This is a genomic window from Microcystis sp. M049S2 (genome assembly GCF_020245625.1).
Lineage (GTDB): Bacteria > Cyanobacteriota > Cyanobacteriia > Cyanobacteriales > Microcystaceae > Microcystis > Microcystis ichthyoblabe_A.
Genome location: NZ_JADBUN010000107.1, coordinates 20,834 through 34,227, shown reverse-complemented (window position 1 = coordinate 34,227; position 13,394 = coordinate 20,834). Strand labels below are relative to the sequence as shown.

Below are 13,394 nucleotides of genomic sequence, written 5' to 3'. Positions count from 1 at the left end.
TATTCCTTGTTGACACCCTTACTGACAAAGAAAAAACTGAAATCAAGTCAGGATAAGGGTTGGAGTGCTTACTGCAAAAATTGTTAAGAAAGATCCCTATAAGGGATAGCTTAATAAGGGGGGCATCTGACAACTTTTAACGCCTACCTACTTAGGAGAAGAAACGATGCGATCCAATCTCTATGAAACAGATTTTTATGCTTGGACTTTGGAGCAATCTAAGTTACTCCAAATAAGCGATTTTAAGGGATTAGATATTGTGAATTTGGTCGAGGAAATTGAATCTTTGGGTAAACAACAGCGGCAAGAATTAGAGAACCGTTTAGCAATCTTGCTTGGTCATCTTCTTAAGTGGGACTACCAGCCCGAACGCCGTAGCAAAAGCTGGAAAGCTACTATTCGTGAACAACGACGAGCGATTCAAAGACTGATGCAAGCAAACCCTAGCCTCAAGCCTTATCTAGAAGAGGCGATCGCCTACGCTTATCAATCTGGGATTGATCTAGTGGTGCGCGAAACGCCCTTGGACGATCAAGATTTACCCGCCGATTGTCAGTACACACCAGAGCAAATTTTCGACCCTAATTTTCCTCAGACTTTGAACTAGGCTTGACATCATATTTCCAGATGTATTGCTGATTAATTCTCCAAGCCCTTAACTCTATGCCACTGAATCGCCAACGCGCCCAAAAGTATCTCCAGAAGTTTGATTTTGAGTCTCTGTTCATTGAAGAATTGGGCTGGGATACGGTCGATCGCGTCACGTTACCGTTTGAGGTGGATGGCGAACCCTTTGAGGTGGTTTCTATTACTCAAAAGCGCGGCTTCACTGTATTCAAGTGCATCACCCCAGAAATTCCAACCCGTCCAATCCGGGTGAAGCTCGATCGCCAACTGACGGACTACAGCAAATCCCACCTGTTGGTATTTGGCGATGAGGGCAAAACCCAACAAATTTGGATGTGGGTGCGGCAAGAACTGGGAAAACCCCTCGCCCCTCGATTTGAGCAATATCAGGTGGGGCAGTCGGCGGAGCGGTTGTTGCAGAAGTTAGAGGCGTTGGCGATCGCATTTGCGGAAGAGGAAAAGCTAACCCTGGTGGAAGTCGCCGGGCGAGTCAAAAAAGCTTTTGATGTCGAGAAAGTCACCAAGAAATTCTTTACCCGATTTGAAAAGGAACACGGGAAATTTCTTCAATTTATTCAAGGTATTCAGTCAGAATTTGATTGCATCTGGTATGCTTCGCTGATGCTCAATCGGCTGATGTTTGTTTATTTCATCCAAAAGAAAAACTTTCTGGATGGCGATATAAATTATTTGCGAAATCGGCTCAAACGGTGTCAGGCAGAATGGGGAACGGATAGGTTTCATTCGTTTTATCGACAGTTTTTGCTGAAGCTGTTTCATGAGGGGTTAGGCAAGCCCGATCGCAATCCTGAATTAGACAAAATCTTGGGCAAAATTCCCTATCTAAATGGCGGCTTGTTTGAAGTCCATCAGTTGGAGGAAAAGTACGATCGCACCCTGCAAATTCCCGATGCAGCGTTTGAGCAAGTCTTTAACTTTTTTGATGAGTACGACTGGCACTTAGACGACAGACCACTTCGCAACCAAAACGAAATCAAACCCGATGTACTGGGCTACATCTTTGAGAAGTACATCAACCAGAAGCAAATGGGGGCGTACTACACCAAGGAAGACATCACCGAATACATCAGCAAGAACACGATTCTTCCCTTTTTGTTTGACCAAGCAGAGAAGGGCTGTCAGGTGGCGTTTAAGCCAGAAGGGGCGGTATGGGCGTTGCTGCAAGAAAATCCTGACCATTACATCTATCCTGCGGTTCGTCAGGGTGTAGATCTCGAACTCCCGACTGAGATTGCCGCTGGCATTGAGGATGTCTCGCAACGAGGCGGCTGGAATAAGCCTGCTGCCGATGGATTTGCCCTACCCACAGAAACCTGGCGGGAGTATGTGGCGCGGCGCAAGCGGTGTTGGTCACTGCGGCAAAAACTGGCTGCAGGAGAAGTTACCCAGATCAATGACCTGATTACCCACAACCTGGATATTCGCCAATTCACCCAGGATGTGATCACCAGTTGCGAAAGTTCGGATTTGCTGAAGGCATTGTATCAAGCGATCGAACAAGTCTCGGTGTTAGACCCCACCTGTGGATCGGGGGCGTTTTTGTTTGCGGCGTTGAATATTCTGGAGCCACTCTATACAGCTTGTCTGGAACGGATGCAGGGGTTTGTCGATGAGGATGATCTGAGGCTCTCACAGGAACCAGAGGCAAAACCGCGTTATGAATACTTCCGCAAGGTGCTGGCAGAGATGGCGAAGCACCCTAATCTTCGCTATTTTGTGCTGAAGTCGATCATGCTCAACAACCTCTATGGTGTGGACATCATGGAGGAAGCGACGGAAATCTGCAAGCTGCGGCTATTCCTGAAGCTGGTGGCGCAGATGGAACCCCAACCCAAGAAGCAAAACTTTGGACTGGAACCGTTGCCGGATATTGATTTTAATATTCGGGCGGGTAATACGTTGGTGGGGTTTGCGTCGCTGAATGAAGTTTGCGAGGCGATGGCAAGGGATACCCAAACCGGGCAAGGTCGTTTAATTTTTGATGATGGGGTGTTGAATCGGATTGTGCAGGGTGCGGTGGCGGCGGATATGGAGTTTAAGCGGTTTAAGTCGCTGCAAGTGCAAGATTCTATTGCGGGTGCGGATGTTGCAGAATCTAAGCGGTTATTAAAGGCGGCTTTGGCACAATTGCGGGAGGAGTTGGATCGCTATTTAGCGGAAGAATATGAGTTGGGTTTGTCGAAAAAGTCAGGGGCTTTTCAGAAATGGAAGGAAAGTCATCAGCCGTTTCATTGGTTTGTAGAGTTTTACAGCATCATTAATCGCGGTGGCTTTGATGTGATTATTGGCAATCCACCTTATGTTGAGTACAAAACCGTAAAAAATACTTATACAGTTCGAGGCTTTAAAACTATAGATTGTGCAGATTTATATGCATTTACGATGGAGCGTTCTTTAACCCTTTTACTCAAAAAAGGATGGATTGGTATGATTGTTCCAGTCTCCATTGTAAGCACAGATGGATTTGACTCCTTAAGAACGTCTTTTAAGAGTCAGAAATGTATATCATGGAACCTAAATTTTGCAGAACGCCCTTCCAAACTATTTACCGGAGTGGAGAAGCGTTTGACGATCTGGCTTACGCACAAAATTAATGAAGAGACGCAGACATCATCTCATCTTGAAGGGTATAAGCGTTGGCTCGCAGAAGAGAGAGATAATCTTTTTGCTCAAATCAAATTTGTCAAGCACAATAATTCATTAAATTTAGTTGGGACTTCAATCCCCAAGATATCTTCAGCGATAGAGGCTAATATACTCACGCGAATGTCAGAGCAAAAGTCATTAGCTACATTTCTTTCTAAACAAGGTCAACATATTATCTATTACACAAGAAAGCTTAGATATTTTGTGCAATTTTATAACTTTATTCCTAGAATCTCTAATGTCCAGGGTGAAGTAATTGAGCCATCAGAACTAAAGATTCTATCCTTCCCATCTAATGCATTGAAAGATATTGCAATTGCCGCCTTAAATTCCAATCTTTTCTTCTGGTTTTTCAATTCCTATTCTGATGTTAGAAATGTCAACCGAAGAGAAATTGAGGAATTCAGGCTGTCAATGGATGAAGTTGAATCTGAATTGATATTGATTCTCAGTGATCTTGTAAATGAGTTAATGCAAGACTTCCAAAGAAACTCTCAATATCTCACTAATAATTATGGGAAATATGGTGTTCTGACTATCCAATCCTTTCAGCCACGACTCTCAAAGCTCATCATTGACGAAATCGATCGCATCCTTGCCCAACACTACGGCTTCACCGAGGAAGAACTCGACTTCATCATCAACTACGACATTAAGTACAGAATGGGCAGAGACTCTGGAGGGGATGATTGATGAGTAAATTTGAAATCCTCACTCCCCTCAACTTCACCGTCCGCACCTCAGAAGAATATTGGCAAAAACTAATCGTCAAACATCCAGACATTGCCGATCTCGAAGCCGAAGTCAGACAAGCACTAAACAGTCCCGATGAAATTCGTCGCAGTAGCCGCGATCCAAATCTGTTGCTGTTTTACCTGACTTTGAAAGAAAAGCGATGGGTCGTTGCCGTCGCTCGACGTTTAAATGGAGATGGATTTCTAATCACAGCTTACCAAACTGATGCAATCAAAGAAGGAGAAACCCTATGGCGCAAGTAAAAATCTACTACGAACCTGAAATGCAACTGCTCACTGTTTTCTGGCAACCGCCCCGAAAAAATCAAATTGCCACAGAACTTGGGGATGGCGTGATATTAATCAAAGATGAAACAACAGGCGAACCGATTGGCATGGAAATTTTATCCTATCATCCTAGCGATAACCGCTTTGATGCTGTCAGCGTTGAGATGGGTCGATTGGCGGGTATTTCTTGACTGATGAAAGTCCGTGATGTACTCAAACGATTAGAAACCGATGGTTGGTATCAAATCCGAATGCGCGGTAGCCATCGAATTCTTGCCCATGAAACAAAGTCAGGGATCGTGGTTGTTCCTGGCAAACCCGGAGACGACATACCCAAAGGAACATTAGCATCGATTTGGAAACAAGCTCAATTGGAGGATCGACCATGAAAGAGTATGCAGTCATTTACGAACAAGGTGAAACAAACTGGGGAGCAATCGTTCCCGACTTGCCTGGTTGCGTGAGTATTGGAGATACCTTTGAAGAAGTTCAGGAAAATATTAAAGAAGCGATTGAACTTTACCTTGAGGTTTTGCAAGAACGCGGGGAAACCATTCCAGAACCAATAACTAAAGTTGGATTGGTTGGAGTTGCTGCATAAACTGATGAACTTTGCTATCGTTCACGAAGCGTTGCCTCTGGCAAATCGCATCCTCATCCAACACCATGGCTTCACCGAGGAAGAACTCGACTTCATCAACTACGACATCAAATACCGCATGGGGCGCGATAGCGAAAGTTAAAAGTAAAAAGGCAAAAGTAAAAAGTGAAGAGAAAAGAAAGAAATGAGAGGTGAACTATGATTGGATGGTTAGTGATTAAGGCAAAGCATCTATTGTTACCTAAAATGTCGGATGAATGCCCCCGCTACATTTTTCGACAAGATACTCACCTTTGCGGGGGATGAAATCCGACCAGAATATTAGCAACGGAGCATCGATTTAATTCTACCATTTGTGAGTAAACTGTGTTATACTAAGTCCGTTGAGTATGGGATACTTTTGACACTCCCGCCGTCAAGCTGACGCTGTGACGGGGGATTCTTGATTCACCCCAAACCCGCTTTTTGGTACAAGTACCAACGAGTCTTACAGTTTCTCCCCAAGCTTGAAATTCCCACTGTCCATCGGTATTTGTTGACAGTATTCTCATATCATTAAGAGTGTCGAAATAATAGTAAAATTTTGTGACAAAGTGCAGTCAGATCTAAGAATCTTTGCTAGAATCCTAGAGTGATTCTGTGATCAGTCTCCTTAAAGGAGATTGTTTGCAGTAAACTAATCTGGCTAACACGCTTTTGGGGGTGATATAGGGAAAGTTGACCTATATCGTTACTCTGGAGAGTATTATACAGCAAGTTGACCTATAATATGTAGTTAGCTGGCTCCGCACAAAATCCTTGCACCCGCTGTTTGATATTGCTTATGAGTCTCAAATCTCATAGGAAAATGATTGGTTGGCAATCTATAAGAAAATTAGCCCAATGAATATTTTTGAGAATCTTTTGATAGAGCAGATCGAAATATTTAAAAACTCCTATCTTAATATTTCAAGAAGACTCTTTTACGATGAAGAAGTTGGTTCTCTCATACATCCCGGAGAGTTTGGTACTTATAGGGAAAATGTTGCTAAAAACTTTTTGCGATTTTTTATACCTGAGAGGCTAAAAATTGATCATGGTTTTTTAATAAACACTTATGGAGATGTAAGTACACAATGTGACGTGATTGTTTATGATTCAAATGTAACTCCTCTAATTGGTTCTGGCGAGATGCAAAGATTTTTCCCAGTGGAAACTGTATCTGCAGTAGGTGAGATTAAGTCAGTTTTAAAGAAGACAGAATTGAAAGAAGCTCTTATAAAACTCAGCAAAATCAAGGCTTTGCGAGAAAAAATTATTCATCCAGTTTGCATTAAGCGGTATGCGAAAGGAAACTTTGATCCCAAGTATCAACCATACGATCAAATAGCTAGTTTTATAATTTGCCAGAAGCTTGATTTTGAATTAAAGGATATGCCTGGTGAAATGCTATCAATATATGGAGATGAAGTTGAATATCGTCATAGACACAATCTTATCTTAAGTATTGAAGATGGACTTTTTCATTACTATGACACAAATGATAAAAGTCTGATGTACCCTTGCATTTTAAATGCAAACTTAAAAAGCAGATTAACCATTCCTCAAGATAACTTATATGTACATTTCAAGCTATTTTGTTCGTACTTATTTCTAATGACATCAAGTGCAACTATTTTGTATCCTGAAATGACTGACTATATGGGAATAATCACTGGAGGCGCGAAAATCGATGAAATTTAGCTTCCAGCGATCGCCGATCTTGTAGATCTTGTAGGGTGCGTTCCCTAATCTGGCTCCTACTGCTCCACCGATCGATTTTGGGGAACGCACCATGCACATTGATTGAAACTGTGAGTTAAAGTGCGATGCCGAAGGCACTACGCCATTGCCCTATGTAGCTTAAAGCTTGAGAGCCAACTAACAAAGATATGCTCAGAGGTGGGTTAGTCATCTATCGGATTAAAATGTAGAGAGAATAATCACCCATACTTCAATCTAATATCCATCCTATGCAAATTACCCTCAACCTTGATGAATCGCTTCTCAAGGAAGCCTTTCAACTGACTAACCTCACCACCCAAGAGGAACTAATGAATCTTGCTCTACAAGAATTCGTGAGATCGCGCCGTAAGAAAAACCTTCTCGACCTTGCCGGACAAATTCAATTTGCCCCAGATTTTGATTATAAAGCCCTACGGGAAACCGGTCATGTTGCTGATTGACACATCTGTGTGGATCAGCGTCTTCCGCAGTCGTGGTGATCAAGTTCGCCAGCAACTGGAAACGTTAATTGCAAATCGTGAGATTTTACTCACCCGCTTTACTCAGCTGGAACTGCTTCAAGGGAGCTTAAACGAGCAAGAGTGGACAATCCTCTCTACTTACCTCGAAGTGCAGGATTATGTTGAACTCACACCTTCTTCCTGGCAAGCAGCTGCACGTATTTACTATGATCTGCGTCGTCAAGGATTGACTGTTCGCAGCCCAATTGATTGCTGTATTGCTCAAGCAGCACTAGAAAATGATCTGCTTCTAATTCACAACGACCGTGATTTTGAAACCATTGCTCAAGTGCGATCTCTTCAAAATCTCCGTTTTCGGCCCTAGGGTGGGTTCCCTAATCTGGCTCCCACTGCTCCACCGATCGATTTTTGGGAACGCACCATGCCCATGTATTAAAGCTGTGAGTTTAAGTGCGATGCTGAAGGCACTGGGTAGCAGTACGCCATCGCTGTAGCAACGTGGAGGCTAGAATATATTAAGCCCTATACGTTAGATGTTGTCTATGACTGAACGACTTGAGCAGGCGATCGCCCAATTACAAACCTTGTCAACCGATCAACAGGACGCGATCGCAACCCTAATTTTGACAGAACTCGAAGAAGAAAAGCGATGGAATGACTCCTTTACCCGCTCACCAAACTTGCTGGCTAAACTAGCAGCCGAAGCAATGGCAGAACATCGATTGGGCAAGACTCAAGAATTAGACCCAGAAACGTTGTGAAGTCTTGTACCACTGCTCGTTTTCGGGAGATGTTTGCAGATCTTCCAAAACCGATTCAAGAGCATACCCGTAAAGCGTATCGGCAATTCAAAGAAGACCCAAGCTATCCCAGCTTGCGATTCAAGAAAGTCCATCCACAGCTGCCCATCTATTCTGCACGCATCAATAGGGATTATCGTGCTGTCGGTCAATTAGAGGATGATACGGTGATTTGGTTCTGGGTTGGTTCCCATGCAGAGTACGATATGCTGCTGGATCAATTGTAGTGCGGTGCCGCTCTGGTAGGCCCAGTTGGGGAATGTTAGGGAAGATTCCCATTGTCGTCAGAAGCGGGTAACGCGACTCGAACGCGCGACATTCACCTTGGGAAGGTGACGTTCTACCACTGAACTATACCCGCAAAACCATCCCTAATCATAGCATTGACCCCCCGACAAGAGCAACTGCTCTAGGCTGTTTTTCATCATCGCGCCGGTTTGTCCAGAAACGCTAAATAGACTCGCCAGCGGATGATCAAAAATATTCACCGTTCAACTTCTTCATCCTCAAAGAGTCAAGGAGCTAGAGATTGTTTTAAATGCCATTTGTCGATAATATCACCGGGTAATTTTGAGAAGTTGGCAAGGTTTCTTTGAAAATGCCTCTGAGCTTGGACAGGAATTTAGGGGGTATTTTCTGGAAAAGAATCACTATAATTAAATAAAAATGGTACGCTATTTTTTCCCGATCCATCCATAACTAAAACCCGGGGCATTTGCGCCCCACCTTCGCGCCAAGCTTCGATCGCTTCTTTCTGTAAAACTAATCCTCCCCCCTGTTCTTTTAAAGTTTCTGCTAATAGTCTTTGTGCCTCAGCTTTCCCTTTAGCGCGATTAACTTCTGCTTGGGCCTGTTGTTCCGCTTCTTGGGTGATATAAACGGCTCTTTGGGCCCGTTGTTCTGCGATTTGTTTATCTTCGACAGCCCGGGCAAATTCCGGAGAAAAATTCAAATCTACCACACTGGTATCTAAGACTAGAATACCATACTTTTCTAACCGAGTCGATAGGGCATTATCAAAGTCTTCTTTTAACTCACTGCGTCGAGTAATTGCCTCCTCTACGGTTCTTTTAGCGGCGGCAATTTTAAAGGATTCTTGGGTTTGAGGGGCGATAATTTTAGCGACAATATTTTGCAGGGTGCCTTGGGTTCTTCTAATGACCACTACTTGAGTCGGATCGAGACGAAAATTAATCGCAAAACTAGCGGATAAATCCTGTAAATCTTTCGTGGAACTTTGGGCGGGAACTTCAAATTTTTGCACCGTAACATCGTAAATATCGACACTAGAAACAAAGGGCGGTTTAAAGTGCAATCCCTCCAATAAAACCCCGTCCTTAGCTTTTCCTAAAACACTTAAAACCCCCGCTTGTCCGGGAGTGATAATCACATAGGCATTAAAGGCCGCTAAAATGACAATAGTGACCAATAATCCCCCGATCAGGGAAAGTAAATTAATAGCATCTTTTTGGTTCATAGTTTATACTCCTTGACGAGGGACTAAAGCGAGAATTTTTGTGGCGATCACTTGATTGACAGGCATCACTGACAGACGATTTCCTGTCCTTACTAATAATAATTCATCGGCGGTAAAATTTTGTTTTAAAATTCCTAGGAGCAGCATTTGGGGAAAAAGGCGATCAAACTCAACTTTAACCGTCCACCAGCGTGGGGAATCTGGAGAGGATTTAGAATCATAGTAGGGACTATCGCGATCGAATTGTGTGGGATCGATCATATCGGTTTCCACTACGCGCATCAAGCCGACAATCCCCGGCGGGGTGGTATTAGAATGATAAAAAAAGGCCAGATCTCCCCGCTTCATCTGACGGAGAAAATTGCGGGCCTGATAATTTCGCACTCCCTCCCAAATAGTTTGACCGTCTTTTTTTAAATCCCCGATACTATAGACATGGGGTTCCGATTTCATTAACCAATAATTTAAATTCATCATTTATACTTGTTATTAATTCAAATAAGCTCAAAAATATTTTTAGCCTTTCCTGTCAGCCTTGTTGCCATAGGATTAAATATAATTCACTTTAGCTGCTTTTGTAGTTCTATTCAAACAATTATTGGGAAGAATGTATCTAAAAATACTTTTGTTAGCAGCAATTTTTAAGGACTATGAGCCTTCAAGTCTAGCTATTCTTGGCAACCGTCAGTTTTTCCCCACAGCTAAAAATAATTTATTCTCCACTATTAAATCGCTCAAATAAGCTGTAAAATAGGATACATTGCCCTAAAAATCTCTAGCCAATCCATAGATTATCGGTGTTCCAAGCCACTCGCCGCCGTTTAGCCTTATGGTACACTGTTGTTACTGCCATACTACTGCTTTTTCTCGCTACGGGAATGTATTTTTATGTGCGGCATACCCTAGTGGATCGCATTGATGATACCCTCAAACACATCATTGAGGTGGTAAATCGTTCCCTCGTGATCGAATCGATTCCCCCGAACCAAGGACGTTATCGCGTCGATCCCCTTGCAAGTTTTCCCAGTCAGGGTAAATCCGTGGAGGACGATCATATAGATTTGGAATGGTTCGATCCCCAAGGTAATCTAGTTTGGTCAACTCTGGCTGAATCCTTAGATATTCCCCTCCATCCCCACCGTCAAGGGGAAACTATTCGCTTATCCGATGATCGTCTGCTGCGACAAATAACCGAAAGGGTGGAAATCGATCATTATGTTTTGGGATATCTGCGGGTAAGTCATCCTTGGTTTGAGGTGACAAAACCGATTAGACAGCTATTATTGGATTTAATCGTCGGAATTTGCCTGATGATTGCCAGTGTCGCTGGGATTGGTTGGTTTTTGTCCGGTTTAGCCATTCAACCAGTAAAAGAGTCCTATCAGAGTTTAAAACAATTTACCGCCGATGCTTCCCATGAATTACGCAATCCGATCGCCACTATTCAAACTAACGTGCAAATGGCGATCGCTTATCCCCAAACTGGCGATCAACGCTTGCAGGTGATCGAGCGTTTAACGGAAAGATTGGGCAATTTAGTCAATGATCTGCTTTTTTTAGCCCGTTCTGATAGTGGCATCGTCCAACCGATCGAGCAAGCTGTACCTTTGGATGCTTTATTGATGGAAGTGGTGGAAGAACAGCGTTTAATCGCCGATAAGCAGGGAATTTGCCTCTCTTTGTCGATTGTGGAACCGAACCAAGAGGATTTTTCCTACAGCGATGAAATGTTTACTATGGAGGGAGATTGGGATCAATTAGCTCGTTTATTCACAAATTTAATTTCTAATGCCCTAAAACACGCTTTTTTGCCCGAATCTGAGCCTAAAAATGTGGCAGTGGAATTGGAAAAAAGTAACCGCGATCGACAATCGGTGTTACTGGTGCGCGTCAAAGATAACGGAATCGGGATTCCCGAGGCTGCTTTGTCTCATATTTTTGATCGCTTTTATCGTCTCGATCCCGCACGACAAAATTCTGCCACTTCCGGGGGAACAGGATTAGGATTAGCGATCGCTTTAGCGATTACCCTCAGTCATCATGGACAAATTAGCGTCGAAAGTCAGATCGATCGAGGAACAATCTTCACCGTCACCCTACCAAAAAGCCATCAACGGGAGAAAAAAACCGAAAAGTCAGAAGCTTAACACCTCTGACTTTTTTTCATACCCCCAAGGGAATTCGAATCCCTGTCGCCTCCGTGAAAGGGAGGTGTCCTAGGCCACTAGACGATGGGGGCGTGGATTTCAGACCTTTTTAAATATAACAATAATCTTTCTGGGAGTCAAGGGTTTTGGCAAAAAATTTTTTTATCCCGCCCTTGCACAATAGGATAGTCTAAATGAAGATGTTATCGCCCAAAATCCATGGCTGCCGATCCCTATAAAAGCCGACTGTTCAACCTGATCAACCGTCGCTTGATCCGTCTGAAAGATAACCTCGGCCGCGTTTCCCGTCGCGGTCAAAATGCGATCACTCTTGCCCTGCAAATAGCCCTCTATCCCGTCTATTTGCTGGTACAATCGCTGCGGGTGACGGCTAATCAATTGGGGAACAGTCTCCAGAAACAATTATCACCCCCCGGCAAAGAGGGTACTGATGCGATCGCGGAATTTCTCCAGAGCTTATCCGACCAAGAAACGGCATTTATTGGCATAGCAGCCGATCTAGAGGATCAAGCTTTAGTTTTCGTCACTAACGATCACCAGACCGTTAAAATCACCGATAATCAAACCCAAAGACAAATAGAAAAACAAATTAGGACGGCACTGGCTAACTACGCCCTCGAAAAACGGAGAATTAAGCGATTAAATCCTCAGTATCCGCCTTTATTACCAAATTTTACCGACAAAAATCCTGTCTTGCCTCCGATACGTTGGTTTTGGAACCTACTACGCTGGGAACAACAGGGACAAATAGCGATCGCCATAAATCTCTTCCAAGAATCCCATCTCGTCAAAACCACGACACCACCCTCCTTACCACTGCCTAATTTAAATTCCCAAGCGATTTTAGAAGTCATTGACGAAAAATTAGCGATTTTCGAGGCTGAATTTCTCGCTATCTCTCTCGCAATCCCCAGCAGTTTGAGCCACACCTCTAAACCCCCTTCCGATCTCGTTAACCAGTCCCCGAATCTGGAGAAAAATTCCTCCTATCTCTGGCGACTTTATTGGTTAATTTATGCGGCGATCGAGCATTTCTGGGCAAAAGAGAAGAATAATTTAGAATATAGTGCTGATTCCCCCGCTTTATCGGCACAATATCCCCTAAGTCTTCCTAATTCTCTGCTGATCACCTTCAAGCAACGTCTCCAGGATTGGCTAGAAAAACAAACCCAAGCGGATCCCTTCACGATCGGCAAACTCATCCAAGCGGCGATCGATCACTTTTTTTCCTCTCGCCAATCCCTGACATTTTCCGCCATCAGCGAGCAACCTTGGCTAGAATCAGCCGATATATTGGCTATTTCTCCCCAAGACTCCGAAAAACCCCGCCTTAACCCCGCTAATTCCCTTCCCCACTCCCCAGTCACCCCGTCCCAGCCTCGCATCACAGAAAAAGCTTTTAGTCAAGAAAAACAAGATAAATCTTTACAAAAAATCCCTACAGCCGCCGCTGAAATTACTCCTGGAGAATCCCCCCCTGCCACCCAATTAGATCCCCGCTATGCTAAGGAGATAATTCAACCAATTAACGAAGAATGGTTAGAAACCGAATCAACCCCCGTCGGCTACGTTAAACACCCCTTAGAACGGATTTTAGAGGGATTAGATGCGATTATTTTATGGGTAGAGGAATTAGTTATTAAAATTTGGCGTTGGTTGCGGTACGATCGACGCATTTCTAAATTACTCAAACGCAAACGTTAAATCGATCGGTTTTGGGTATAGTTGATCGGGTAGTCTTTCTGTTGTGAGAAAATTGAGACTATCTTTAGAGACTTACCTCTATCAATCTTAGGCGTTGCACTTC

At 43.6% G+C, this 13,394-nt stretch carries 17 protein-coding genes and 2 tRNA genes; 14 read left to right on the top strand and 5 right to left on the bottom strand.

The features are described from left to right. Positions 1-166: 166 nt before the first annotated feature. The 7 genes from IM496_RS09155 to IM496_RS09125 are packed head-to-tail and all read left to right on the top strand — an operon-like array spanning position 167 to position 5,059. On the top strand, positions 167-607 hold the full coding sequence (locus IM496_RS09155; protein ID WP_002799947.1) for a DUF29 domain-containing protein: 441 nt from the start codon (positions 167-169) through the stop codon (positions 605-607). Positions 608-663: 56 nt separating this feature from the next. Next, on the top strand, positions 664-3,987 hold the full coding sequence (locus tag IM496_RS09150; RefSeq protein WP_287661778.1) for an Eco57I restriction-modification methylase domain-containing protein: 3,324 nt from the start codon (positions 664-666) through the stop codon (positions 3,985-3,987). After that, on the top strand, positions 3,987-4,292 hold the full coding sequence (locus IM496_RS09145) for a hypothetical protein (RefSeq protein ID WP_002781857.1): 306 nt from the start codon (positions 3,987-3,989) through the stop codon (positions 4,290-4,292). The genes IM496_RS09150 and IM496_RS09145 overlap by 1 nt, the downstream gene beginning before the upstream one ends. Then, a complete protein-coding gene (locus IM496_RS09140) occupies positions 4,280-4,507 on the top strand; it encodes a hypothetical protein (protein WP_002781858.1) in 228 nt (75 codons plus the stop codon). The genes IM496_RS09145 and IM496_RS09140 overlap by 13 nt, the downstream gene beginning before the upstream one ends. Before the next feature lie 3 nt (positions 4,508-4,510). Next, entirely contained in the window at positions 4,511-4,705 is a 195-nt protein-coding gene (locus tag IM496_RS09135; protein ID WP_104398413.1) for a type II toxin-antitoxin system HicA family toxin, read from the top strand. Further along, positions 4,702-4,917 carry a type II toxin-antitoxin system HicB family antitoxin gene (locus IM496_RS09130; protein ID WP_104398414.1) on the top strand — a complete coding sequence of 72 codons (216 nt, stop codon included), beginning with the start codon at positions 4,702-4,704 and terminating at the stop codon, positions 4,915-4,917. Before IM496_RS09135 ends, IM496_RS09130 begins: the two co-directional genes overlap by 4 nt. A 4-nt stretch (positions 4,918-4,921) precedes the next feature. Next, positions 4,922-5,059 (top strand): hypothetical protein, encoded by a 138-nt coding sequence (locus IM496_RS09125; RefSeq protein WP_002781859.1) that lies wholly within the window; start codon positions 4,922-4,924, stop codon positions 5,057-5,059. A 232-nt stretch (positions 5,060-5,291) separates the two neighbouring features. Here the strand turns inward: IM496_RS09125 and IM496_RS09120 are convergent, their stop codons facing one another. After that, a complete protein-coding gene (locus IM496_RS09120) occupies positions 5,292-5,468 on the bottom strand; it encodes a hypothetical protein (protein ID WP_287661776.1) in 177 nt (58 codons plus the stop codon). Positions 5,469-5,799: 331 nt separating this feature from the next. Here IM496_RS09120 and IM496_RS09115 point away from each other — a divergent pair, with 331 nt between their 5' ends. The 5 genes from IM496_RS09115 (at position 5,800) to IM496_RS09095 (ending at position 8,169) form a co-directional block, all read left to right on the top strand. Continuing rightward, positions 5,800-6,639 (top strand): DUF6602 domain-containing protein, encoded by an 840-nt coding sequence (locus IM496_RS09115; RefSeq protein WP_194016017.1) that lies wholly within the window; start codon positions 5,800-5,802, stop codon positions 6,637-6,639. Between the two features lie 269 nt (positions 6,640-6,908). Continuing rightward, positions 6,909-7,121, top strand: coding sequence for a type II toxin-antitoxin system VapB family antitoxin (locus IM496_RS09110; protein ID WP_002758634.1), 213 nt, complete (start codon positions 6,909-6,911; stop codon positions 7,119-7,121). After that, positions 7,108-7,506 (top strand): type II toxin-antitoxin system VapC family toxin, encoded by a 399-nt coding sequence (gene vapC / locus IM496_RS09105; protein WP_194016021.1) that lies wholly within the window; start codon positions 7,108-7,110, stop codon positions 7,504-7,506. Before IM496_RS09110 ends, vapC begins: the two co-directional genes overlap by 14 nt. 178 nt (positions 7,507-7,684) lie before the next feature. Beyond that, positions 7,685-7,903, top strand: coding sequence for a hypothetical protein (locus IM496_RS09100; RefSeq protein WP_287661775.1), 219 nt, complete (start codon positions 7,685-7,687; stop codon positions 7,901-7,903). Further along, the gene (locus tag IM496_RS09095; protein ID WP_287661774.1) at positions 7,900-8,169 is read left to right on the top strand and encodes a type II toxin-antitoxin system RelE family toxin; all 270 of its coding nucleotides are present in this window, start codon (positions 7,900-7,902) and stop codon (positions 8,167-8,169) included. The genes IM496_RS09100 and IM496_RS09095 overlap by 4 nt, the downstream gene beginning before the upstream one ends. Positions 8,170-8,231: 62 nt before the next feature. Here the strand turns inward: IM496_RS09095 and IM496_RS09090 are convergent. From IM496_RS09090 to IM496_RS09080, 3 genes are all read right to left on the bottom strand, one after another. After that, positions 8,232-8,303: transfer RNA gene (locus IM496_RS09090), tRNA-Gly, on the bottom strand. 261 nt (positions 8,304-8,564) lie between these two features. Continuing rightward, entirely contained in the window at positions 8,565-9,419 is an 855-nt protein-coding gene (locus IM496_RS09085; RefSeq protein WP_002799939.1) for a prohibitin family protein, read from the bottom strand. Between the two features lie 3 nt (positions 9,420-9,422). Further along, the gene (locus IM496_RS09080) at positions 9,423-9,896 is read right to left on the bottom strand and encodes an EVE domain-containing protein (RefSeq protein WP_287661773.1); all 474 of its coding nucleotides are present in this window, start codon (positions 9,894-9,896) and stop codon (positions 9,423-9,425) included. Between the two features lie 320 nt (positions 9,897-10,216). On the opposite strand from IM496_RS09080, the gene IM496_RS09075 reads away from it, so the two are divergent. Further along, complete coding sequence (locus tag IM496_RS09075; RefSeq protein WP_194016032.1) at positions 10,217-11,566, top strand: sensor histidine kinase; 1,350 nt, start codon at positions 10,217-10,219, stop codon at positions 11,564-11,566. A gap of 19 nt (positions 11,567-11,585) precedes the next feature. On the opposite strand, the gene IM496_RS09070 is transcribed toward IM496_RS09075, so the two are convergent. Beyond that, a tRNA-Glu gene (locus IM496_RS09070) sits at positions 11,586-11,658 on the bottom strand. A gap of 127 nt (positions 11,659-11,785) precedes the next feature. On the opposite strand from IM496_RS09070, the gene IM496_RS09065 reads away from it, so the two are divergent. Then, a complete protein-coding gene (locus IM496_RS09065) occupies positions 11,786-13,291 on the top strand; it encodes a hypothetical protein (RefSeq protein ID WP_287661769.1) in 1,506 nt (501 codons plus the stop codon). Positions 13,292-13,394 lie beyond the last annotated feature (103 nt).

Bases quoted from the DNA above. Each gene is read 5' to 3' on its own strand.
- IM496_RS09155 (WP_002799947.1), top strand. From the start codon at position 167: ATGCGATCCAATCTCTATGAAACAGATTTTTATGCTTGGACTTTGGAG.
- IM496_RS09150 (WP_287661778.1), top strand. From the start codon at position 664: ATGCCACTGAATCGCCAACGCGCCCAAAAGTATCTCCAGAAGTTTGAT.
- IM496_RS09145 (WP_002781857.1), top strand. From the start codon at position 3,987: ATGAGTAAATTTGAAATCCTCACTCCCCTCAACTTCACCGTCCGCACC.
- IM496_RS09140 (WP_002781858.1), top strand. From the start codon at position 4,280: ATGGCGCAAGTAAAAATCTACTACGAACCTGAAATGCAACTGCTCACT.
- IM496_RS09135 (WP_104398413.1), top strand. From the start codon at position 4,511: ATGAAAGTCCGTGATGTACTCAAACGATTAGAAACCGATGGTTGGTAT.
- IM496_RS09130 (WP_104398414.1), top strand. From the start codon at position 4,702: ATGAAAGAGTATGCAGTCATTTACGAACAAGGTGAAACAAACTGGGGA.
- IM496_RS09125 (WP_002781859.1), top strand. From the start codon at position 4,922: ATGAACTTTGCTATCGTTCACGAAGCGTTGCCTCTGGCAAATCGCATC.
- IM496_RS09120 (WP_287661776.1), bottom strand. From the start codon at position 5,468: ATGAGAATACTGTCAACAAATACCGATGGACAGTGGGAATTTCAAGCT.
- IM496_RS09115 (WP_194016017.1), top strand. From the start codon at position 5,800: ATGAATATTTTTGAGAATCTTTTGATAGAGCAGATCGAAATATTTAAA.
- IM496_RS09110 (WP_002758634.1), top strand. From the start codon at position 6,909: ATGCAAATTACCCTCAACCTTGATGAATCGCTTCTCAAGGAAGCCTTT.
- vapC (WP_194016021.1), top strand. From the start codon at position 7,108: ATGTTGCTGATTGACACATCTGTGTGGATCAGCGTCTTCCGCAGTCGT.
- IM496_RS09100 (WP_287661775.1), top strand. From the start codon at position 7,685: ATGACTGAACGACTTGAGCAGGCGATCGCCCAATTACAAACCTTGTCA.
- IM496_RS09085 (WP_002799939.1), bottom strand. From the start codon at position 9,419: ATGAACCAAAAAGATGCTATTAATTTACTTTCCCTGATCGGGGGATTA.
- IM496_RS09080 (WP_287661773.1), bottom strand. From the start codon at position 9,896: ATGATGAATTTAAATTATTGGTTAATGAAATCGGAACCCCATGTCTAT.
- IM496_RS09065 (WP_287661769.1), top strand. From the start codon at position 11,786: ATGGCTGCCGATCCCTATAAAAGCCGACTGTTCAACCTGATCAACCGT.